This window comes from Brevibacillus sp. MER 51 (assembly GCF_023714195.1).
Classification (GTDB): domain Bacteria; phylum Bacillota; class Bacilli; order Brevibacillales; family Brevibacillaceae; genus Brevibacillus.
In genome coordinates this window covers 11,631-35,344 of sequence record NZ_JAMAUS010000003.1, presented here as the reverse complement: position 1 = coordinate 35,344, position 23,714 = coordinate 11,631, and the positions used below count along the sequence as shown (strand labels likewise).

At 45.8% G+C, this 23,714-nt stretch carries 19 protein-coding genes, 1 tRNA gene and 1 pseudogene; 3 read left to right on the top strand and 18 right to left on the bottom strand.

What is annotated here, in order from left to right:
• Nucleotides 1-32: 32 nt before the first annotated feature.
• The 8 genes and pseudogenes from glmU to M3630_RS31130 all read right to left on the bottom strand — a co-directional run.
• A complete protein-coding gene (gene glmU, locus M3630_RS07200; RefSeq protein WP_251251691.1) occupies nt 33-1,409 on the bottom strand; it encodes a bifunctional UDP-N-acetylglucosamine diphosphorylase/glucosamine-1-phosphate N-acetyltransferase GlmU in 1,377 nt (458 codons plus the stop codon).
• Between the two features lie 22 nt (nt 1,410-1,431).
• Entirely contained in the window at nt 1,432-1,590 is a 159-nt protein-coding gene (locus M3630_RS07195) for a YwzD family small protein (RefSeq protein WP_157966782.1), read from the bottom strand.
• A gap of 113 nt (nt 1,591-1,703) precedes the next feature.
• Entirely contained in the window at nt 1,704-3,536 is a 1,833-nt protein-coding gene (glmS, locus tag M3630_RS07190; RefSeq protein ID WP_251251690.1) for a glutamine--fructose-6-phosphate transaminase (isomerizing), read from the bottom strand.
• A 42-nt stretch (nt 3,537-3,578) separates the two neighbouring features.
• Complete coding sequence (locus tag M3630_RS07185) at nt 3,579-4,940, bottom strand: nucleotide sugar dehydrogenase (RefSeq protein WP_251251689.1); 1,362 nt, start codon at nt 4,938-4,940, stop codon at nt 3,579-3,581.
• Nucleotides 4,941-4,967: 27 nt separating this feature from the next.
• Nucleotides 4,968-5,771 carry a response regulator transcription factor gene (locus tag M3630_RS07180; protein WP_251251688.1) on the bottom strand — a complete coding sequence of 268 codons (804 nt, stop codon included), beginning with the start codon at nt 5,769-5,771 and terminating at the stop codon, nt 4,968-4,970.
• Between the two features lie 27 nt (nt 5,772-5,798).
• A complete protein-coding gene (locus M3630_RS07175) occupies nt 5,799-7,202 on the bottom strand; it encodes a glycosyltransferase family 2 protein (protein WP_237900635.1) in 1,404 nt (467 codons plus the stop codon).
• 22 nt (nt 7,203-7,224) lie between these two features.
• Nucleotides 7,225-7,638 (bottom strand): hypothetical protein, encoded by a 414-nt coding sequence (locus M3630_RS07170; RefSeq protein WP_237900633.1) that lies wholly within the window; start codon nt 7,636-7,638, stop codon nt 7,225-7,227.
• 93 nt (nt 7,639-7,731) lie between these two features.
• A pseudogene (locus M3630_RS31130) lies at nt 7,732-7,869 on the bottom strand (HEAT repeat domain-containing protein); the annotation flags it as partial.
• 783 nt (nt 7,870-8,652) lie between these two features.
• Between M3630_RS31130 and M3630_RS07165 the strand changes: the two are divergent.
• Nucleotides 8,653-8,982 (top strand): helix-turn-helix domain-containing protein, encoded by a 330-nt coding sequence (locus M3630_RS07165; RefSeq protein WP_251251687.1) that lies wholly within the window; start codon nt 8,653-8,655, stop codon nt 8,980-8,982.
• Between the two features lie 193 nt (nt 8,983-9,175).
• The gene (locus M3630_RS07160; RefSeq protein ID WP_173609800.1) at nt 9,176-9,337 is read left to right on the top strand and encodes an anti-repressor SinI family protein; all 162 of its coding nucleotides are present in this window, start codon (nt 9,176-9,178) and stop codon (nt 9,335-9,337) included.
• A 99-nt stretch (nt 9,338-9,436) separates the two neighbouring features.
• Here M3630_RS07160 and M3630_RS07155 read toward each other — a convergent pair whose 3' ends face one another.
• The 7 genes from M3630_RS07155 to M3630_RS07125 all read right to left on the bottom strand — a co-directional run bounded on the left by M3630_RS07155 (nt 9,437) and on the right by M3630_RS07125 (nt 18,054).
• Nucleotides 9,437-9,949, bottom strand: coding sequence for a DUF3907 family protein (locus M3630_RS07155; protein WP_221867239.1), 513 nt, complete (start codon nt 9,947-9,949; stop codon nt 9,437-9,439).
• 156 nt (nt 9,950-10,105) lie between these two features.
• Entirely contained in the window at nt 10,106-11,290 is a 1,185-nt protein-coding gene (locus tag M3630_RS07150) for an ABC transporter permease (protein WP_173609802.1), read from the bottom strand.
• On the bottom strand, nt 11,280-12,470 hold the full coding sequence (locus M3630_RS07145; RefSeq protein WP_251251686.1) for an HlyD family secretion protein: 1,191 nt from the start codon (nt 12,468-12,470) through the stop codon (nt 11,280-11,282). The genes M3630_RS07150 and M3630_RS07145 overlap by 11 nt, the downstream gene beginning before the upstream one ends.
• A gap of 28 nt (nt 12,471-12,498) precedes the next feature.
• On the bottom strand, nt 12,499-13,080 hold the full coding sequence (locus M3630_RS07140; protein ID WP_173609804.1) for a TetR/AcrR family transcriptional regulator: 582 nt from the start codon (nt 13,078-13,080) through the stop codon (nt 12,499-12,501).
• 127 nt (nt 13,081-13,207) lie between these two features.
• On the bottom strand, nt 13,208-16,414 hold the full coding sequence (locus tag M3630_RS07135) for an ATP-binding protein (protein ID WP_353057220.1): 3,207 nt from the start codon (nt 16,412-16,414) through the stop codon (nt 13,208-13,210).
• A 122-nt stretch (nt 16,415-16,536) separates the two neighbouring features.
• Complete coding sequence (locus M3630_RS07130) at nt 16,537-17,160, bottom strand: YhcN/YlaJ family sporulation lipoprotein (RefSeq protein WP_251251684.1); 624 nt, start codon at nt 17,158-17,160, stop codon at nt 16,537-16,539.
• A 66-nt stretch (nt 17,161-17,226) separates the two neighbouring features.
• Nucleotides 17,227-18,054, bottom strand: coding sequence for a copper amine oxidase N-terminal domain-containing protein (locus M3630_RS07125; protein ID WP_353057219.1), 828 nt, complete (start codon nt 18,052-18,054; stop codon nt 17,227-17,229).
• 223 nt (nt 18,055-18,277) lie between these two features.
• On the opposite strand from M3630_RS07125, the gene M3630_RS07120 reads away from it, so the two are divergent.
• On the top strand, nt 18,278-20,308 hold the full coding sequence (locus tag M3630_RS07120; RefSeq protein WP_251251951.1) for an exo-beta-N-acetylmuramidase NamZ domain-containing protein: 2,031 nt from the start codon (nt 18,278-18,280) through the stop codon (nt 20,306-20,308).
• 66 nt (nt 20,309-20,374) lie between these two features.
• On the opposite strand, the gene M3630_RS07115 is transcribed toward M3630_RS07120, so the two are convergent.
• From M3630_RS07115 to M3630_RS07105, 3 genes are all read right to left on the bottom strand, one after another.
• Nucleotides 20,375-21,940: an acyl-CoA synthetase gene (locus tag M3630_RS07115; RefSeq protein WP_251251682.1), complete on the bottom strand. Its 1,566-nt coding sequence runs from the start codon at nt 21,938-21,940 to the stop codon at nt 20,375-20,377.
• A 157-nt stretch (nt 21,941-22,097) separates the two neighbouring features.
• Nucleotides 22,098-22,186 (bottom strand) — tRNA-Ser (locus M3630_RS07110).
• Nucleotides 22,187-22,253: 67 nt separating this feature from the next.
• Nucleotides 22,254-23,672 (bottom strand): aldehyde dehydrogenase family protein, encoded by a 1,419-nt coding sequence (locus M3630_RS07105; RefSeq protein WP_251251681.1) that lies wholly within the window; start codon nt 23,670-23,672, stop codon nt 22,254-22,256.
• Nucleotides 23,673-23,714: the final 42 nt, after the last annotated feature.

The following is a 23,714-nucleotide window of genomic DNA, read 5'->3' as shown; positions in this document are numbered from 1 at the left end:
GTAAAAATAAGACATCCTCCTACTGACTGCGATTATGTGCGGGTTGTTATCAACCGTTTGGCATACTGCTCTTTAATACTCTGACGTTCTCTGGCGATAGCCAAAGCGTCGCTCGGAACATCATCTGTAATCGTAGAGCCTGCGGCTACATAGGCACCCTCTCCAATGGTAACGGGAGCGATCAAATTCGCATTGCAACCAATAAAGGCGTGATCACCCACGATCGTTTTATGCTTGTGGACGCCATCGTAGTTGACAGTTATTGTACCGCACCCAACGTTTACGTGTTCACCAATATCAGAATCACCAATATAAGAGAGATGAGCAACCTTTGCCCCTTTTCCCAGACGTGAATTTTTCAGTTCGACAAAATCTCCGACCTTCGCCCCCTCACCTACATCTGAACCTGGACGAATATAGGCATAAGGGCCAACCACTGCTCCGTCTCGAATCGTGCTGTTACATGCATTTGAGTAGCGAATTTCTACGTTACCCCCTACGATGCAATCACTTAGGTTTGCATTCGGCCCGATGTCACATTCGGGCCCTATTGTTGTTTTCCCGCGAAGGTACGTTCCCGGATGAATAACCGTATCAGGTCCGATACACACATCGGCATCAATATAGGTGGAGGTTGGATCAATGATCGTGACCCCGTTTTGCATATGCTGCTCATTGATTCGCATACGGAGCAATCTCTCGGCGCAAGCTAGCTGGATTCTGTCATTCACGCCGCCCCCCTCTTCCGCATCATCGGTCATAAAAGCCCCAATGCGCTCGTTTTGCTCGTTTAAAATACTCAAAACATCAGGCAAGTAATACTCTTTCTGGGCATTATCATTTTTCACTCGAGATATGGCTTGAAACAGCTTTTGGTTGTCGAAACAATACATTCCTGTATTGATCTCGCATACGAGCCGTTCTTCGGCTGTTGCATCCTTGTGCTCCACGACCCGTTCTACAAGACCGTTTGCGTTGCGGATCAATCGCCCGTACCCTGTAGGATCGTCTACGCGTGCTGTTAATACAGTTGCTGCTGCATGTTGAGTTTCATGTTGCTCGAGCAGTTGCGCCAGTGTTTTCTCCCTCACCAATGGTGTATCCCCGCTCAACACGATCGTTGTTCCCTGTTTGTCATGCAGGAGGTCAGCCGCCATCATCACTGCATGGGCAGTCCCCAATTGCTCGGACTGGTAAGCATAGCGGACAGAAGCACCGAATTGCTTTTTCACTTGCTCGGACCCATGCCCTACAATCAAAATAATCTCATGGATGCCAAGACCATGTAATCGGTCGACAATATGCTGGATCATTGGTTTGCCACAAACCTCATGGAGCACTTTGCATCGCGCAGACCTCATTCGTGTCCCTTTTCCTGCTGCCAATACAATTGCATAACGACTAGTCATGTGATCCTCCTATCAGATCGACTTATTTGGCTTCTTTGAAGTACGGCCTTACTCTGTTGACAATATCCTCAACAATATCTCTCGTTCCCATTGTCGTTGTCTGTTGACCTTTCTCGTAAACCTGAAGCATGATTTCTATCAACGTTTTTTGATCAAGAGTTTGGTCAGTGGAATCCATCATGGACACTTCAGCCCCTTACGGAAATAAATATAAATCCGACAAGTCAAAATGGGGAAAGAATCCCGTTCACTCCAATAAGCTGGCTGTTCCGGGATTCTTCCAAATCATATTTTTTATTCAACGGTTACACTTTTGGCAAGATTCCGTGGCTTGTCAACATCATTACCCAATGCCAGAGAAGTATAATACGAGATCAACTGCAGCGGAATAACGGACAGGATGGGGGTAAATACAGGCAAAGTCGCAGGCACAAAGCACACTTCGTCAACATTTCGGTGCAATTCGACATTCCCTTCCAATGTGATCGCTAACACATTCCCACCTCGGGCCTTCACTTCTGTAATATTGCTAACCATTTTTTCTTCCAGCTCTTTTTGTGTCACCAAGGCAATGACAGGCGTACCCTCTTCGATCAAAGCCAGCGTTCCATGCTTCAATTCCCCTGCAGCGTATGCCTCTGAGTGAAGGTACGAAATTTCCTTTAGCTTCAAGGACCCTTCCAGCGCCACAGCATAATCAATGCCTCGACCGATAAAGAACAGGCTGGCATGATTTTGGATAGACTCGGCATAAACACGAATATCATCCGCATGTTGGAGTGCCTTTTCAGCCTGCTCAGGCAGCTGCCGCAAATTGGCAATCATGATTTCTCGCTCTGTTTCCGTAAGCGTCTCCTTCAGTTGAGCTAGATACAATCCGAGCAGATAAAAAACGATTACCTGAGAGGTGTACGCCTTCGTTGAAGCTACAGCAATTTCCGGCCCTGCAAAGGTAGCAAGTACGTAATCGGCTTCACGGAAAATAGAGCTGCCTTGTACGTTGGTAATAGCCAAGACCTTGGCTCCCAGGCGTTGACTCTCCCGCAAGGCGGCCAGCGTATCAGCCGTTTCACCCGACTGGCTCACGACAATGACCAGCGTTTTTTCAGATATAATAGGGCGTCGATATCTGAATTCTGAAGCGACATCGATCTCTACCGGTATCCTTGCCAGGTTTTCGATCACATTTTTACCGATCAGCCCTGCATGATAGGCGGTACCGCACGCGACGATAAATATCTTCTCAACACCTTTGATTTGTTCTGCGTGTAATTGCAAATCCTTCAAAACAATTTTCTTTCCGTCCTCGTCAATCCGGTTGAGCAGCGTGTTACGAAATGCATTTGGCTGCTCGTAAATTTCTTTTAACATGAAGTGCTCAAAACCGTCCTTCTCCGTCTGTTCCACATTCCAATCTACGTGGAACAACTCTCGTTGAAGCGGTTCGCCCGTTTCCACTTTCATGAGAGAAACGCTGTCTTTCTTGAGAACAGCCATTTCCCCATCTTCTAAGATAACAATGTCGCGTGTGTGCTCAAGTACAGCAGAGATGTCGGAGCCGATGAAGTTTTCTCCTTTGCCTACCCCGATGATTAATGGACTTGCCAATCGGACTGCCACCATTTTATCTGGTTCGTACTCGCAAATAACTCCGAGAGCATATGCTCCGCGCATACGCAGTACTGCATTTCGAACCGCGGTAACGAGATCGCCTTCGTATAGTACAGCAATGAGATGAGCAATGACTTCTGTATCGGTCTCGGATGTAAAAGTGACTCCATGGTCCAAAAGCTCCTGTTTGATTTCCAGATAGTTTTCGATAATACCATTGTGGACAACAGAAAACTTCCCCGACTCATCCGTATGTGGATGTGAGTTCTCATCGGATGGACGGCCGTGAGTAGCCCAACGCGTATGTCCGATTCCCAAACAACCTCGAATAGGAGATTGAACCAGCCGTTCTTCTAAAACGGCCAGCCTTCCTTTCGATTTGCAAATCTCCATTTTTTCACCGTTACATATTGCTACACCAGCCGAATCATAGCCGCGATACTCCAACTTCTGCAAACCATTTGTCAGGATTTTTTGCGCTTGCCCCTCACCAATGTATCCCACGATACCGCACATACGATTGCCTCCCTATTCCGTAATGAGCATCCAGTTTCCGAGTTAAGCCAGGAGTACGACTCGTTCTTCTTCACCATGCATCCTTGCCGGATTCCCCAGCTTGTAAATGTGTTGACCTGTTATGCTGTCAAAGGCATTTCGTGTATCAATGATGGCTACACCCAGGTCAGCAAACTCCTGATAGTCAAAGCTCTTATGATTCGTAACGAGTACCATGCAATCGTAATTTTTCATTTGTTCCAAGTCATGCAGAATGGAACGAACTGTGTTCCCGCGTTTGTCTACAAAGCTTTGTGCATAAGGATCGTAGTAATCCACACGTGCCCCGTTTTCCAGGAACAGCTCATATATATGCAAGCCTGGGGATTCACGCAGGTCATCAATGTCAGGCTTGTAGGCCATCCCCAAAATGAGAATCCGCGAGTTTTTGATTGATTTGGCATAAAGATTCAGTACCTGTGCAGTTTTATTGATCACATAGTCTGGCATATTGTCGTTAATCGATTGTGCCAGTTCGATGAATTTACTATGAAAGCGGAAGCCCTTTGCCTTCCAAGAAAGGTACATCGGATCAAGCGGAATGCAATGCCCACCGATTCCAGGACCTGGATAAAATGGCATGTAGCCAAACGGTTTCGTTGACGCAGCTTTGATAACCTCCCACACATCGATGCCCATTTTGTCGCACATCATAGCCATTTCATTGATAAAGGCAATGTTTACACTCCGGAATGTATTCTCCAATAATTTTGACATTTCAGCTACTTTTGGAGAAGAAACCGTTACTACATTGGTTACCAGATTGCCATACAGCAGGGCCCCCAACTCCAAGCACTTCGGCGTGGTTCCCCCGATTACTTTTGGCGTATTGTGTGTGTTGAAGGAATGATTGCCTGGGTCTACTCGCTCAGGAGAGAAGCAAAGAAAGAAATCCTTTCCGACGGTCAGACCCAGCTTTTCGAACTCCCATTGAATCAATTCTTCTGTCGTCCCCGGGTAAGTTGTGCTCTCAAGCGTAATCAGAAGGTTTTTCTTTTTATATTTAATAATTTCACGGACAACTCCCTTAATGAAGGACGTATCCGGGTCTTGATTTTCACTGAGCGGCGTTGGCACACATATGCTGACGGCATCTAGCTCCTTGAGCACCCGATAATCAGTAGTCGGGAAGAATCGCTGAGCAGATAGGCTTGATTGGATCACATCGCAAGGAACGTCCTGAATATACGACCTCCCAGCAAGCAAGGTTTCTACCTTCCGTTGGTCCAAATCGATGCCGTAAACAGAGAAACCGCTTTTTGCCATTTCCATAGCGAGGGGAAGACCAACGTACCCAAGACCAATTACCCCGACTTTTACGGTTTTTGATTCCATTTTTTGCTTCAATTTTGTGAAGTAGCTCATTTTTTTCTTCCTCCCTTTTATCTATGTTTAAGACAATAGACTTCTCACTCGTGCTTCCAGGTCCACTGGTGAAAATGGCTTCGCTATATAATCTGAGACTCCCAGCTCGAATGATCTTTTCTTGTCGCCTTCCAACCGTTTGTGGGTTAACACCACGATTTTGGTGCCATGCTCAACTGCATTGATCTTGCTGATGAGCTGGTAACCGTCTTCAATGGCCAAATTGATATCGGTGATAACAGCGTCCGGTAAAAATCGTTTGTATTTTTCCCACGCTTCTCTCCCGTTGTCCGCCAAATAAACGCAGTAACCTTTTCTTTGTAAATAGATGCGTAAAAACTCATTCACAGTTTCATCTTGCGAAACAAGCAAAAGACTTCTCTTTTCTTCCGATGATCTTTTACCGCTGTATATGTGAATCTCACCAGCGCTTCCCTTTCCAGCAGTAATCTCCTGTACCATACCACTGAGAACTTGTGCTGCTGATTCCCCCTGTTCAGGGAAGCTGGCGATGAATACTGGCCCTGCCAACAGTTGTTGGGTCTGTAGCTGTTCCTTGATGAAGAGAGAATAGAAATGAGTATTGCCTAGCATTTGATCGCCAAGGAGAATTCCCAGAATGCTGCTTTGTTTGTCGTAAAAACAATGGATATCCGTAAACCCCTCTGCTTTTGCCAAAGACATTTTCAAATCTTGGAGCTTTTCCTCACTGCTTCCATTCGTGACAGCCAGAATAATCCCGCATGGCAACTGACTCGACTCATAGAAGGTAAGCACATGTTCAAAGGCTTGAAATAAAGGAAACGAATACGCTTTTGCAATCTGACTCATGGTATCTCCCTCCTGTGCTTTATTTCTCTATGTTTTCCAGCTTGTTCTCGTCATGGTTCCCCATGTGTTATTGTTGCGCATAAACTCGATATGCCCCAGAAATCTCCAAATGACTCCCAACTGCTGATATCCAAGAAACATGAAGAAGAGGAATGCCAACATCTTGAGGTTGTCGCGAAATCTTGTGTAACGCTTGAAGGCCAGCTCTTCCATAAAAAGAGAACCGATCCCGAGCAGCACGCCAAACAAGAGATTCAGCATCGCATAGATAGCCAGTATTCTCCATTGAGTCATGTCCATCAATGTATATCCCAGCAGAGCCAAAAAACCGGTAAACCTGAAATAAGGATTGAGCGTTTCGAAAATGATGTTATAGGGAAATGTAATCAGCCCTACAACTTTGTACTTGGGACGGCCTACTATATAAATACCGTACTCCAGCATGTTTTTAAGGTTGCCACGTCCCCATCTTCTTCGCTGGCTGCCAAGTATTTTCAAGGTATCAGGAGCCTGGGTCCAGCAAACGGCATCAGGGCAAAAAGCCACTCGATATGGAAGTTTATTTTCAAGCATATATTTATGAAGCTTGATGATAATGTTCATGTCCTCGCCGGGATATCCCCCTCGATAACCGCCGGCTTTGACCACGAAATCTTTTCGAAATACCCCAAAGGCACCTGACACAATAATCAGTCCATTGATTGAGCTCCAACCGATCCTTCCCCCTAGGAATGCCTTTAGGTATTCGACACACTGAAACATAGGCAAGATTTTGGTAGGAAGATTAACTTTCTTTATCATTCCATCCTCGATTTCACAACCGTTAGCGATTCGGACTATGCCGCCGATTGCGACCGTTTCTTCAGGGTTTTCCATGTACACCTTGGCGATGCGGATCAATGCGTCCTTTTCCAATAAGGAATCAGCATCGATGGAAGCAATCAATGGATAATGGGAAAGATTAATCCCCGCGTTTAGCGAGTCGGCTTTTCCTCCGTTTTCCTTATCAATGAGATATAAATTCGGATATTGCGGATTGTAATAAACGCCTCGTACGTTGGAGGTTTCCAATACTCTGGAGCCCCCTGCATACTCTGTGCGAGTTAACTGGAACTCCTGTAACAAAACTTGCAACGTTTCGTCTTTGGAACCGTCATTAATAACAACGACTTCATACTTGGGATAATCTAGCGCGAGAAGCGAACGAACGTTTTCAATGATGGTCAATTCCTCATTGTAAGCGGGAACGAGAATCGAAATTTGTGGTACGTACTCTGATCCAGAGAGTGACTGAAAGCGAGAATACATGGAGCTTTTGATGATGGAAAAAATATTTTTGATGGACAGGCTTAGAATCGTTAAATAGAGCGTCTCAATCACGATTACGTAATAAACAGCAAAGATCCCGTATGCTTGCAAAAAGTCCCTCATGTCAAACTCCTTTCAGGTATAGTTACACGGCATAAACATAACGGCTTTTCTTGTCCACCTGCTCATCCTCATTGATTTGCTTTTTGTAACTGGCATACATCTCAATCATTTCAGTATTCTGACAAACTTCCATATCGTTCGTCTTCATCAAGGACTCGAACAATGCCGTTGCCAAAACAGCATCATATTTGAACAGCAACCTCATTGACTGGATGCGGACTTCCTTGTCTTCCGAATCGATCTGCCGATATACCAAATCGGCAATCTCCGCGGTTAAAGGAGCAGACCATCCAATCAAAGCGATTTTATTCAAATCCTTGTCCGTACTTCGCAAACATTCAAGCAATAATGGTGTGCAATCGAGATCTGTCTCTTTCATGATGTCAACGGCAAGGTAATGATTGCTTTTTCGATGTTTTACAAGGAGCATCAGCATGTTCCTTATATCCTCCAGATTTCTCGCACACTTAGCGATAGATCTCGCGATGATAAAATGAGTAGGATCGAGTTTTTTTGTCTGTAGCAACTGTAGAAGTCTTGGTACAGCTTCCTCCGACCGCATTGCTCCTAGAAAGTACGCTGCATCGATCCTTATCCAATGGAAGCGACTATACAGCCTTCGGAGGTTTTGCTTGACGAGTCCTGTATCCTCACATAGTGTAATCATTTTCTCTCGGTGGCTTCCTGTTAGAGATTCGATCCATTCAATGAGTTTTTGTTGCAGAACCCTCATTTCCAAACGATTTAATTGCCAGTAAGGCGGTTTCAATCTCTCAGGCGAGTCCATCTGAGACTGGATATACGTGAAGTAGTCTTGAAACTGTCTCAGGTAAACGCGCGTTCTCCTTTCTATCAACAAGTTCCTTGATTTAATCACCAAGATCCCCATAAAAAATAGTATAATTATTACAATTAGCAGGCAGATTACCGTTACTGCTTCTGACAAATTGGCATGCAGAATGGATCTCTCCTCTCCGATTTTTTTTGTACGTTTTTCTGTGCATCCCTATCCATTTCAAATCGACAGCAGTAAGCGCCGTTCAAATCCGAAACTTTCTTTATAGAGAACATTTCGTTCGTTTTGTTCTTTATAAAGAACGATTTGAAATCAGTATCCTGTACAGGCAAAAGAATGTAAAATATCAATTTTCTCTAAAAATAGACCAAAAACAGCGAAAATCGACTATTTTGTTGAATAACGTCTGAATATCTCGTTTTTGCTCAACCTTAATAACGAACAACACGTTTCTTATAAAGAACGACCACGATTATAGATACTTAGCCATAATGGGGCTACATTTCATCTAGTAGAAAGGTAATTTTTTAGCAGTGTCAGTAGGTTCAATTCGAATAAATGAGCCAAACGACACAGGACTAGTCCCACAAAAAGTTGTGTTTCAGCTATGTTGACGTTATAATAAACAAAGAGATTTAAAGGGGTGGCTATTACATGATCGGCTCGCGTATACAGCAGCTTAGAATAGACAAAGGCCTTTCTCTTTCTGATTTAGCTGAACGCGCTGGTGTCGCCAAGTCTTATCTGAGCTCAATCGAGCGCGGCATTCAGCGAAATCCTTCTATTCAATTTCTTGAGAAAATCGCACTAGTATTAAATGTGACAGTAGACACATTGCTTCAGGAAAAAGATGTTCCTTCAAGCGAGAATGTTGATGAAGAATGGTACAAGCTGATCGAAGAGGCTATGAAATCCGGGGTAAGTAAAGAACAGTTTCGGGAATTTTTGGAGTACAATAAATGGCGGTTAAATCGACATAAATAACATTGTTGCCAGCACTGATATAGTGGTGGCTTATTATTTTTGCATGAATTTAAAACAAAAGTCACAAATACTAGATTTACATATGAAACTGAATTAAGTATCATTTTTGATATAAGCTTTTTCCTATCTTTTTCCAACCATTTTTTGGGTATTTTATTTGTTTTTACAAAAGGAGGGTATAAGGGGAACTAACATGAAAACCACTCCGTCTCCTAAAGATCTCCTGGATAAGGAATGGATCGATCTAATCCTTACAGCACGAAAAATGGGATTAAGCATTGAGGAAATTCGTTTTTTTCTCATGAACTCTCCCCTCTCTTTTGATGAGGAGAAAAGTGAGTACTTCGAAGCATAATGTACACAGCCATTATCCATTACGCTACACTTTTATAAATAATAGGACTTCCATCAGGGTTCATCCCTGATTGGGAAACCAAAGAAAAACACAGGCTTTTTAGGCCTGTGCTTTTTCTATTTGCATACTTTTTTTCGCAATGTAGTCTGTCTCATAATATTGAAGATCATTACGCATCTGTTCGAACACTCTGGCCAGGGACAAGGTCAACTCCTGCAACTCAGGGACTACCTGCTTGCGGAAAATGATACAGTCCTGACCTGTATAGGCCAACCGCCCATCTTCTTCGTAGACCTCACCTTTTGGATAGTAGAAGTTATTTATACAGGTATGGTAGACCTGATACAATACTTCCTCGGCAAACTCCTCATGGAATCGTGCGCGTCGGAGTGATACTCCCAGCCTTTCGTATGCATTTTCGCAGTAGACCAAAAGGTGGCGCAAGTCGGAAAGATAGTTACGATAATACGTTTCAAATTCTTCAGGATCACCTGACGCAGATACTAGAGCAGATAATGTGACCTGATTCAAAAAACGTTCCACTTCCATGCTGACCTTTTTCAACTTGGTGTACGTCTCCTCGCACAATTGCTTTAGATGAGTCGCTGACATAAAGTCCCCCTAGTGTTGAAGAATCTGCCTTTTTTATAATAAGTATAAAGGAAGGATTATTTATTACACAAGGGTTATTTTTATACAGCCTGACTGCCAAACAAGTTGCATGTAAGTAAAAAAAGGCTACGCCATAGCTCTGGCGCAGCCAAATTCTCATATTTCTACAGCCGTTTGTTCTCTAACTTTCCCCTTCATTTTCCTTATCTGCAACAAATAAATCACATAGGCTGCGAACAACCCGATGAGTGTCATGAAGCCGAGAACCATAAAGTCGTCCATGACTGTTGACAGCCCGTGGCCCTTCGTCAAAATTTCTCTGACACCATCCAGGAAATAGGTCAGTGGCAAAGATTTTGCAATTGCAGCAATCCCTGTTGGCATCGACATCAGTGGCCATGTATAACCCGATAGCATGAAAGAAGGTACGGCAATCATCATCCCGATCTGTGTAGCTTGGAGCTGGCTGCTGGATACAAAGGAGATGGCATAACCGATAGCCAATACCGCCAAGTTAAACATGGTAGCCAGTAGCATTAGGTCAAATGTGCTTCCGTAATAAGGGATATCGAAACCTTTTAACATCAGTGTAAACGCCAGGAACATGTTGAGGGTTCCCGCCAGAAAGTACGGCAATAATTTGCTCGCTGTGATTGCAAAGAAACCATGGCGAGAGAGTGTATCCTTCCAGGTACCCTCTTCTTTTTGTTGGGCAACCGACAATACGATTCCGAGAAACAGCACTTGTTGAAGCACTGTACCTGCAAGACCGAATACCATGAAGGACAGGTAGCTGAAGGTCGGGTTGTACAACACTCTGTATCGATAGTCGATACCCGTAAACATGTTTTTCCCTTCTTCTCCCCAGCCGCCGAGTGCTTCCATCTTCTTCAGCGTGGTTCCTGCTGAAACAGACTTAATCGCTGTATTTGCTGCTCGAACTGCCGTATTCGAAATCATGATGTTACTGCCGTCGATAACAGTCAATACCTCTGCCTCTCTCCCAGCCTTCACATCCTTTTCTAGTCCAGCAGGAATGATCAGGGCGATGTTTGCTTCGCCCTTGTCAACCAATTTCATTGCTTCTTCTTCTGTTCCTACAATCGACGTGATCCGAAATGTATGATCGACCTCAAAGGCGCGATAGAGCTCACGACTCAATTCGGTTTGATCGGCATCCACCATCACAGTGGGGATCTCCATTACTTTTTTCTCACTGTACAGAAAGCCGAACATCGTCAAATAAATCAGCGGAACGAGGAAGAGAATATTGCGAATGGTTTTGTTTGCAAAAAGATTTTTCCATTCGCTCCAAAATAGGTGAGAGAAACTATTCACCATTACCAGCTCCTTCAAGTTGCCACTCAACCGTCAGACCTGGACGCAATTCCGGATCGGACACCAGCAGCTTCACCTGGAAGGAACGAATGTCACGATCACCGAGTTCTTGTGTCGCTTTTTTCACGGCAAAGTCAGCAGCAGGAGCTACAGTAACCACTTTGGCGTCTACTTCTCTGTTCAGGGCTGGGACAAACAATTTCACTTGATCGCCTGTTTTCACATTCGCAAGCATGTATTCATTTACATAAAATTTGACATAGTTGTCTGATTTCGTTTGGATCGTCAAGACGGTGAAGCCTTGCGAAACCAGCTCTCCCTTTTGAACAGCTACTGATTTTACAATACCGTCTACTGGAGCTGTCAGCTTGGTGTTGTTCACATAGGCTTCCATTTCTGCCAGTGCACCTTTTGCCTGCATGACGTTCGCTTCTGCGGATTTAACATCCAGCTCCTTCAAGCCTACTTGACCTCTCCCTGCTACCGCTTGGTTGTATGCAGCTTTTGCTTGATCCAGTTGTGCTTGTGCGGCATCGACTTGCTCTTTGCGCGATCCAGTTTGAGCCATTTTCAACTGCTCTTCTGCTGCTTTAAACTCCGCTTGGGCTTTATCTGCTTGCATCTGCGCCTCTTCCACTTTCACTTGTGGAACGGCGCCTTCCGCCATTAATTTTTTCATTCGTTCCAAATTCGTCGCGGCAATTTGATTCGCAGTTTGTGCTGCTTGTAATTTCGCTTTGAGCTGTGTAATTTCTTCCGAACGCGCTCCATTTTTGTTCGCGTCAAGCTGCGCTTGCGCCGAGTTTACTGCTGCTTTTGCTTGGTCGACTTGAGCATTGCTGGAGTTATCCGTCACTGATACTCCTTTTTTTGCCTGATCAAGTCTGACGAGTGAGAGCTTGTAAGCAGCCTCAGCCTGTTCTTTCTTCGCAAGGATTTCCGCGCTGCTTAGCGTGGCAACTACTTGACCTGCCTTTACTTCGTCTCCTTCTTTTAAGGAGAGCTGTTCGATGGAACCGCCCATTTTAAAAGAGAGGTCTACCTCTGTTCCCTCGATTACACCTGCTAATTTCGTTGTATTCTGACCTGCCATGCTACTCACATTTGAACCAAACAATACAGTTCCAAGTACTGCAATGCTAACTACAAAGCTACCTACACCGATCCATGCACGTTTGTTCATCTGTCTTCTCCTCTTGTTTTACGTTTCTCTAGACGTTATTTTGAAACATTCCTGAAAGCATATAACGAAGCGTCTGTTTATCTGCGGCACTGTTGACTGGCTCTTTGCGAAACTGCTTGCGTAGTACAGTAAAACCAACCATGCCAAACAACGAGGAAGCAAGTGTGCGAATATCGATATCCGCCCGGATATACCCTTGCTTCTGCAGTTCCAGCATGTGAGACTCCATCGTGCTGAAATAGCCACCTAGCAGATTGCCAACCATCCTGTCGCGCTGTCCATCTCCTGAAAAGGCACTCAGCAACAGGAAACACAAATCTTGATTCTCGGAAAAGAAGCGAAGATGCTCATCCAACACATTCAGAATGCGATCCTCCAAGGAAAGCTCTTCATTCTGCATCACATGATCTACATGGTAAATCAGCATCTTCACGCCTTTTTCTATCACGTACAAAAACAGCTCTTCCTTTGTGGAAAAGTGATAATAGAGTGTTCCTTTTGCCACCTGTGCCATTTCCGCGATTGCATCCATGGTCGTTTCGCTATAACCCAATTGGGCAAATGCGGTTAAAGCTCCGTTTGCAATTTGATCTTTTTTTGATGGTGCCATCACTCCTGTCCCCTTTCGATTTTTTGAACTGACCGGTCAGTACAAAGATTATATTACGAATACTTCCTAGTTTTGTCAAGCAGCCATTGCTCTATGTACAAAAAAAGATCGCTTTGTGGGCGATCTTTTACGACTCTATAATTTGAAGGTAAGTCTCCATGGTTGCAGGCATTGGTGCGACACCTAGGTTCTCCTTTAGTTTTACTACACATTTTTCATACCAGCGGATTGCCTGTGTCCGATTATTTTGCTGATAATACGCAGTCATAAGTAAGCGGTACGCCTCCTCCCAGCAATCGTCCACTCGCAAAATCGCCTCACACCAGCGGATCGTTTTTTCCAATTGCCCGTCCTCTAGCATGATTTTGGCTACCCTCTCTGCTCCGCGTAAAAACAGCGCCTGCACTCTCTCACGCTCTTCTACACACCAATCCTCATAACGGCATTCCGGCATGTAATCACCCAAGTAATACGCAAGCCCTTTTTCCAAAAGGATGGCCCCCTGACGCGGATCAGACTCTGCCAAGCCCAGTGTAACGAGCTTCTCGAACTCCTCGACGTCCATATGGTAGCCCGATGCCAGATTGAAACCGTAAGAGCTGCCATGGCGTTGAATGAAAAATGTGTCCGTTCTGGCCGCACGATCTGGCTCGAGGGCTTTGTTCAACGCATTCAACGATACTTTAAAATCACGAATTGCCGCTTCTTCAATACTGTCTGGCCATAGCCGGTTCATGATTTCTTCCCGGGCTAATAAATGATGTCTCTTCGTCAATAAAAGCTGAAACAGCAGCTTGGCCGTCCCACGCTGCCATGCCTTTTCGCTCAGTTCCCGCTCTCCCAGCCATACACGGAAAGCACCAAGCGTCTGAATACGAAGGGTATACCCGGGGTGGAAAGTCACGTTTTGCAAGCCCAAATCATTTAAAAGTTGAGAGACGTAATCCGGTGATACCTTGCGGCGCTCTGCCTCAATCAGAATTGGCATAAGCTGCTGTACATCATGCGGTGTAAGTAGGGTAGGCCTCTGCAAAAGGAATGAATATTCACCGGACTTCATCAAGGACAGTGCTTGCGTCACTGCAGGTACGAACAAATCCCATTGTTTCTTGCGATAAGCCAAGAAGCTCAGCCACAGTTGACAAATGACGACGCTGTAGCTGTCCCCGCAGTGACTGAGTCGGTCGGCACAATCGATAAAGGTAGCCCATGCTTCCTCTTCTTTCCCGTATTTGGCATAAGCAATTCCAATCGCCATGCGTACAAGACTGCCTAACCAGTCGTCGCGCATTGCCTCTGTCTCTTGTATCCCCCTGTTGCCATATAAAAGCGCTTGGTCGAGTGCCTTTTCTCTTGCATGAAGCAAAGTTAGTCCCAGAAGCGTTTCTGACTTTCCCCGTGTCGACTGGAGCTCCTCCATGATTTGCAAACCTTTTTCATAAAGCTGGCGAATCTCGTCCGTAGGCAATGTTTGACTGATGAGGGCCGCATGGGCTTTTCGAACATAACCATTCGCCTCTACAAAAGGGGAATGCGCTGCACGTCCGAGTTGTATGGCAGTTTCTGCTGCTTCCCACCCTCGCTCCCATTCGCCATTCAATGCATACACAAAAGATAGGAGCAAAGAGGTCTCCCGATACGATCTGGTCAAGGGAGGATGCTTCCTCTGTTCTACCTGCCACTTACTCTCCAACAGCTGAATGGAGGACTGTAGTCGGCCAGTACGAAACAACAGGCGCGATTCCAGCTCAACCTCCGTCTGCTGCTCTAATTCCTGACTCCGTTCATACCAAGCAGACGCCTGTTTGGCATCTCCGCGATTTGTATAAATCTCTGCCAACAAGCGATACAGCCTCGGCGCCATCTCATTCTCCTGTTCAAATGGGGGCAAGAGTTGAATCGCTCTTTTAAGCAGTTCTTCTGCCCGGACGCCTTGTACGCTGTCGAGATGAACGCGTGCTTGCCCTTCCAGCCCTCGACACAATCCGATTTGATCTTGCTTTTGTTCACATTGTTTCAAAAATTGCTCATAAGAAGAAAAGGCCTTCGCATATAGACAGCGATAGCGTTCTACTTCGCCCTGATAAAACAACAGCCAATGCTGTTCACACTTGATGTGATCTGGTAACAGCATAATCCACTCATATAAAAAGTCCAGCTTCCCTGCTTGCAGCAACCTTTCCGATGCTTGGCACAGCCATTCGCCCAGCACCTCCCACTGTTCGACAAGACGCAACCGCCCAAAAGCTTTTGCCTCGTCCCCTTTACGTCTGTACCAACCTGCAGCCTTTTGATTGACCTGCACATATGTCGCTTGATTCCCAGCCAGCTTGCTAGACAGGAGACGCTGGAAAAGTGGATGAAAGAAATAATGAGATCCTGTTTGGACATGAAGAAAAAGATTACAACGCTGGGCTTCCAACAGGTGCTCCATGCATCCTTCCCCAAGTACTTGCTTGCAATCCTCCAAATCGAATTGTTCGAGAACAGCTGCCTTCAACAAGAAGCCCTGCATACGTGCATCCAACTGTGTCCAGACTTCTACTTCCAGCAAGTGCAGCAATCGGGATAATTCACGCAGACTATCTGATACCGTCTGCCCCCTCGTTACCATTTCACCAAAAGTGCGCAGCGCCATCACCCAGCCTTGCGCCACTTCTTCGACTCGGCCCCAATCGTCTTCGGACAGTGTGATGTCGTATTGATCTGAATAAAAGGCCTCACTCTCCTCCAGCGTAAAAGAAAGGTCATTTGTTGTAAGTTCCAGACACTCCCCTCTGGCGGACAACAAGTCGAGATTGGACCATTTCGGTCGGGAACGCGTTAAAATAACCAGCTTGACCTTTTGTGGAAGAGCCTCGGCTAACCGTTGAACAAATCGATCAACTTCACTGCCATTCTCAATTCGTTGGTAATCGTCCAAAACAACTATGTGGTCAGCCTGGAGCTGTACACACTCCCCGACAAACCAGTCAACCAGTACCTTACTGTCCAGGGAGGGCACCTGACTTTGCTCTGTGATACGTTTGAGTTGCTCTCGCAATACCTGTCCAAAATCAGAATGAACCTGACGAACGCTTTCGACGAGACAGATGACAAATGCAAGAAGGGCATCGTCTCCATCCTGAATGGTATACCAGGACGAAGCCAGTGCATCATCATGTAAAAATGTAGCCAAAGAAGTCGTTTTGCCGTAGCCTGTCCCTGCATGTATGAGACAAAGCTGCGTATATTTCAACAATCGTAATTTTTTTGCCAATGCAGGTCTCCGTAAGACATACGGCTTCTGTCCTGGAGGAGTTATTTTGGATATTGGGATGTGGATTGGAATCATACAATGTGCACTCCTTGCCGTTCTCCTGCTCTTCTTTGACTATTTCCCCATTTCTAACTATTCTCCTGCCGTTTGACCCTTAATCGACAAAAAGCCCACCCGGGAGTCCAGGTGGTGCTCTTTCAATCCACTAAATTATATCCAATAACAGTATATCCAATATCATTTAACAGGACTTGAAATTCCTCGTCACTGATGTGCTCTGCGTTCGTAATTCGTGAATGCAAATCTGCGATTCGGTCATAAACAGCGCGATTGGTAGACACATACAAAATGTTGAAGCGTGTTTCTGCCTGTAAACTTGACCTCATCCGATTCACAACACGTCTGTGCAGCGAATCTGGATGTCCATTATCGACTCGTACAATTTTTCCAGGCGTATACGGGATCGACGTCCGCGGATTGACTTCGTCAGGCTTTGGTGTATCGACTGGCAGCACACCTACAATCAAGTTATCCTTGTACGCTAACACCTTGATATCAGCTACACCGGGCAGCTTTTCCGCATGCCCCTCCAAGGACGTCACAAGCTGCGGTTCTCGCTGATGAACCCTCTTTTGGCTAATCATGGCTGCCGGTCCTTTGTCCCTACCGACGTTATCATTCTGGAAGTTAATCCCGAGAGATTCAAATTTGGCCTGATTTCCGTTCTGATCTTCGGTGCCCTGTTCTTTGTTAGGGGAACACCCTGTCAGCAAGCCGGCAAACAGGAGTACTGTAATGATACTCCTACTTATTCGTCTCATAACAAAAACACCTCCTTGCACTTAGTGTGATGTGCAGGAGGTGTTCTTACTCAGGAAGTAGCTACCTTACTGAGCGATAAACTCACCATCTACTGTATCTTGTTTTCCATCTTTTTCTGCTTTTAAAGTGAAGCTACGAATACCATCATGATCACCTTCGAGTTGGAACTTGAAGGTGCCATCCTTATTTACTGTAACCTCATATGTGTCATCTCCTAGGATGACGACAACTTCTGAGTCTGCTTCAACCTTCCCGGTAACTTGATAATAAGCAAAGACATTCACTTTTTTACCTTCAATACTCTCTTTATCGAACAATGATACTTGTGTATCGGGTTTTTTCTCGTCTGTTCCAGGCTTTGCTGGATCTTTTGGCTTTTCCTGTTGACCAACTTGATTAGGGTTCACATTATCCGCAATCAATACCGTTTGTGTCTTCGGATCCCATTCAACCTTGTAGCTCAGAGCTTCCGCGATGAAACGAACGGGTACTACAGTACGCTTGTTCACAATCTGTGCAGGCACGTCGAGGTTGATGGTTTGTCCATTTTTGTTGGCAATTTTTTGAGTAACCACCAATCTGATATTATCTTTTCCTTTGTTGATGGTCACGGTACGCGTTTGTTCATTCCATTTCACTTCAAATCCAAGACTCTCTGCAATCGGACGAATCGGAACCAATGTCCGCCCTTGGGTGATAATAGGTGCTTGGTCAGGAAACGCAATTTGTTTTTTATTGTACTCCACCTTAACAGCATTCTGTACGGCTTTAGGTGCTCCAGGTGCAGTCGCTGCCGCTGCAGAAAACGCTGCCATTGGTACCAAGGCAATCGCTAGCAGTAATGAGGTTACTTTTTTCAGCAAAACATTCACTCCATTTCCAAAAAGGTTCACACGATTCTTAATCTACTATAGGATGAGGGCTGTTTCAAGATTTTCCTGTAGACTCCCTTTCAAAAGAACATTTCTTCCTAATACCCCTCCCCTTTTCCGTTACCTTTTTCTGCTCCTTTTGACCTAATTTCAAATTGTTACAAAAATGCAACCATCTTGCATTGCAAAACCGTTACAATAGACAAGAAGCGACAGTATTTTATCTTGAAAGAGGCAATGAATGATGAACAAATTTCTCCCTTTCCTCATCCTGGCACTTATCTTAACTTTAATTCCTCCAGTAGGAAGCTCCGCCAATACGACTGCCATCCAATTGGGAAGTGATGTACTGTTCAATCAGTTCCACCATCTCATTGAAGGCAAAAAAGTCGGGTTGATTACGAATCAAACAGGTCAGAACAGTCAAATGGTTAGCACGATCGACATGTTACGACGAGATCGCTCCGTCCATTTAACCGCTCTCTTTGCACCTGAACACGGCCTCGACGGAAAAACGGTCGCAGGAAAACAAGTAACGAGCTTTGTTCATCCCGTCTACGCTATTCCCGTCTATGGCTTGTCTGGATCAACCCGCAAGCCGACACCAGAAATGCTGAAAGACATTGATATTCTTCTCGTTGATTTGCAGGATATCGGATCGAGAACCTACACGTACATATCTACCTTGCAATATGCCATGACAGCTGCAAAAGAACAAGGAAAAGAAGTAATGGTACTGGATCGACCGAATCCTCTCGGTGGAACGATTGTCGAGGGTCCTGTAGTTGAACTGCCATACCGCTCTTTTATTGGAGTGGATACCCTCCCGCTTGCACATGGCATGACCATCGGAGAGCTGGCCTTGTTTTTCAACCGTACCATCGGTGTAGATCTTACCGTCATTCCGATGCAAGGGTATACACGCAACATGATTTATCAACAGACAGGTTTGGCCTGGATTCCGAGTTCTCCGCACATTCCTAGCTTGAACTCGGTTTTCGGTTATATGGCAACCGGTTTGGGTGAGGGTACCCCCATTCGTCAAGGCGACCATTTCACTTGGATCGGGGCAGAGGGTCTAGACTCGCACAAGTACGCTGATCTGTTAAATGGAAGTCTTCTACCTGGCGTCATCTTTATTCCTGAGAATAAAGGAACGGCAGGGGGAGTACGTCTTCAGATCAACGATCCATATCAGTTTAACCCGGTAAAAACAGGTATTTACGCGCTGGCATATGCCAAGCAATTACAACCATTCCCTATGCCAAAAAGTACGAGTATGCAAATCTCCATGTTCGACAAGGTAATGGGTACCAACAAAATCGCGCTGCTTCTCGAGCAAGGCAAATCCCCGCAGGAGATTGTTTCTTCCTATGAAGCGGATCTGAAGAAATTTGTTGAGCTGCGTCAAAAATATTTGATCTATGGCAATGAACCGTTTATTCCGATGCAGCCGCTTCAACAGAAGCAGCCAAAGCAACCAGAACAACTGAAACCATCCAAGCCTGCAAAACCAGAGACACCGACTCCACTGCAGCCTGGCAATAACAAAGGAACCACCAATCAAACGAAGAAGCCTGAACCTGCTACAAAACCGATCCCTCAGACACCGAAGTCTTCTGAGAAGATCGCTTACTTAACCTTTGACGATGGACCCTCTCCTGTAACTCCGCACGTTTTGGATACGCTGAAAGCGCATCAGGTCAAAGCCACCTTCTTTATTGTGGGTCGTGAGGTAGCTGGTCATGAGGCCATTCTCAAAAGGATTGTAGCTGAAGGACATGCGGTGGGAGGACATTCGTATTCCCATAATTATCAGCTTGTTTACAAAAATATGGAAAGCTTTTTTGCTGACGTGGAAAAAGGCAGCCAAATGATTGAAAAAGCAACCGGCATAAAACCAACCGTATTCCGCTATCCAGGTGGCAGTACGAATACCGTCAGTTTGAAATATCAAGATCCCAAACGTTATAACAAGGAACAAACAGTCATGCATGCGATCAAAGCAGAGGCGAAACAACGTGGCTATACGTTTATCGACTGGAATATAACAAACGGCGATGCGAGGAGCAACAAATACACAGCCACGCAAGCACTGGCAAATATAAAGCAGCAAGTAAAGTCACAAAAAGAAATCGTTGTCTTGATGCATGATTCAAGCACCAAATCGCCAACAGCTCAAGCTCTCCCCGGAATCATCTCGTACCTGAAAGAAAAAGGCTATCGTTTTGAAGTCATTCAAGCCGATCGCCCGACTGTTTCCAATGTAAAATAATTAAACAGCAAAAAGCCCGCTCCCTGAAAGAGCGGGCTTTTCTGAAGCTTTATACCTTGTGACTGGCTAAGTCGTCAGTGTTTCGTATCGGAGGCGCAACTCTCTTTTCAAGATTTTGCCGCTGGGGTTTCTGGGTAGATTATCAGCAATCACTACATATTTAGGTGCTTTGAAGGAGGAAAGACGTTCTTTGCAAAAAGCAAGCATCTCGTCAGCAGTCAGTAACTCACCCGCTTTCGGCACAACAACGGCCGTCACTGCTTCGATCCAGAACGGATGAGGAACGCCGATCACGGCGACCTCAGACACTTTCGGATGTTGATAAATAAGCTCCTCAACCTCCCTGCTTGCTACGTTCTCTCCACCCGATTTAATCATATCTTTTTTCCGATCAACGACCGTAATATAGCCTTCGTCATCCATGATGCCTAAATCCCCGCTGTGAAACCACCCTCCCTGGAAGGCAGCCTGTGTCTTTTCCTCATCACGGAAATACCCCAGCATCGCGTGACTGGTCCTGTGTACAATTTCACCAACACTCCCACGAGGGACTTCCTTCCCGTCATCATCGACGATTTTTGTCTCCACATTTAACGCTGGCTTGCCTGCAGAGCCTGCTTTTCTCATCTGATCCTTCGGTGGTAAAACAGTTGCTAATGGCGCCACTTCCGTCTGTCCGTAAAAATTGTAAAACTGTGCATTCGGGAGGCGTTGACTGAGCTCTTTTAACACTTCTATTGGCATGATTGCTGCACCATAGTAGCACTTTTGCAAAGAACTCAAATTACGCGCGGCAAAATCGGGAGAACGCAGTAAAGCAATCCATACAGTTGGCGGGCAAAACAACTGGGTGGCCTTATACGTCTCTACCGTCTGTAGCATCAGCGCAGGGGTTGCCTGTTCCAAAATAATGCCGCTTCCACCCAGGTACACATATGGTCCCAAAAAGCAGTGAAGCTGCGCGCTATGAAACAAGGGTAGTGCGTGAACAGCCACATCATCCTGCGTCATCCCGCCTTCGATAATCGTGCTGACATATTCGGAGATAATGCTTTTATGAGTGAGCATAACACCCTTGGGCTTTGACTCCGTTCCGCTGGTATACAAAATCTGCACAACATCTTCGTCCACGATGTCGACTTCGGGCTCATGATCGTCTGCTGCTTCAATCAGCGTGCGAAAAGGCAACCATTCCCCTGCTTGAACTGCTGGTTTGGACATGAGGGAAAGCAGCTTAGGGGAAATTCCAGCTAATTGGAGTCCGTCTTGAGCGAGCTGCATGAATTCGGGAGCTGCGAAGCAAGCACTCACTTCCGCATGACCGAAAATATAAGCGACATCTTCCTTATTCAACATAAAGTTGATCGGCACCATGATAGCTCCTGCTTTCGCTAGCCCAAAGTTCAGAATCGCAAAATCCATTGAGTTGCGTGACAATACTGCTACCCGCTCCCCTTTTTGCAAGCCTTTGGAAAGAAGCAAATGAGCGGTCTTGTTCGCAAACTGATCAAGCTGCGTGTAGGTCAATACTTCTTCCTCAAAGTACAGGGCAGGCTTATCAGGATTTCGTCCACGACTTCTTCGCAAAATATCGCCAAGTGCATTTCTACGAACCCTTTGCGCTTCGAGCATGCATATTCCCCCATCACTTATAGTCTCCTCTCCATTATATAATAGTTTTCTTTATTTTCTGATATTTTCACAAAAAAGAAACGACAACTTACTCTCAAAGCTCTCGACCATAAAAAAGACCCCAGCTTTTCAACTGGAGTCGGTTCATTTGTATTTATGGCGGAGGGAGCAGGATTCGAACCCGCGTGAGCTTGCACTCTAACGGTTTTCAAGACCGCCCCGTTATGACCACTTCGGTATCCCTCCGTATTTCAACAATATAAACTATATCACAGCTCTACTATTCTTTGCAAGAGCTCTTTCTCCATTTCCTTTATCGCTTGATGGAAACGAGTTTCAATTCCGTCATTTCTTCTATCGCGTATTTGACCCCTTCCCGACCAAGTCCACTCTCCTTTACGCCACCGAAGGGCATATGGTCCACCCGAAAAGTCGGAATATCATTCACCATCACACCGCCCACACGCAGCTCATCTGCCGCTTCCAGAGCCAACGACAGATTGTTGGTATAGACACCAGCCTGTAATCCGTAGCGTGAATCGTTGACCAACGTAATGCCATGCCGGACCGAATCCACTGGATTTATCAGCACGACAGGGCCGAATATTTCCTGACAAGATACTTTTGCATCTGCCGGAACACCCGTCAACACCGTAGGTTGAAGCATCCGATCCACGATCTGTCCCCCACACTCCAAACGTCCCCCCTGAAGGAGTGCCTCATGAATCCACTCCATCGCTCGTTCAGTTTCGCGCGAATTGATCATGGCCGAATAGTCTGCGTCCTCAGAGAGCGAATCACCACCGCGAAGTGCTCGTGTTTGTTCAACAAAACGCTGGACGAAATCTTGATAGATCTCTTTCACCACATAAATTCTTTGCACGGAGATACATACCTGCCCTGAGTAGGCAAAGCCACCAAAAACGCATCGAGGAATCACTTCACTCAGCTGCACATCACGATCAACGATCACTGCCGAATTCGATCCCAACTCGAGCATGACTCTTTTCATACCTGCTCGATTGCGTATATCCAGCCCAACACTTGGACTCCCTGTAAAGGTCACCGCCCTGACTCTCGGATCAGACACGATTTGATCGCCAACGCTCGCCCCACTTCCCGTGATCACATTGAGGGCGCCAGCAGGTACACCCGCTTGCTCTGCGAGCTCTGCCAGAAACAATGCGCTAAGCGGTGTCTGCGAAGCTGGCTTGATAACAACGGTATTGCCAGCAGCGAGAGCAGGCCCGACCTTATGGGCGACGAGATTCATCGGAAAAGGAAAGGGTGTAATGGCTCCGATCACTCCCAGTGGTTCACGCACGGTATAAGCCAAGCGTCCTTCTCCTCCGATCGCTGCATCGAGTGGTACGGTTTCTCCGTGGAGGCGTTTGGCTTCCTCTGCCGCAAACTTATACGTCTGAATGGTTCGAATCACTTCTCCGCGAGCTGTTTTGATTGGTTTCCCCGCTTCTATTGCGATGATTCGCGCCGCTTCCTCCAAACGTTCATTCATTAAAATCGAGATTTTTTCAAGCAGGAAGGCGCGTTGATAAGCAGGAAGGCGCCGCATGTCGGCAGTCGCTTCGTGGGCCGCAGCAATTGCCTTTTCAACCAATGATGAGTCTGCTTGCGAAATTTGTGCAATCTCTTGACCCGTACATGGAGAGAACAGTGGTGCATGAGTAGTGGCTGGCACCCACGCTCCCCCGATAAAGCATGTTTTTTTCATCGGCATATCCCCACTCTCATTGATTGGTGTTCACCTTCCAAT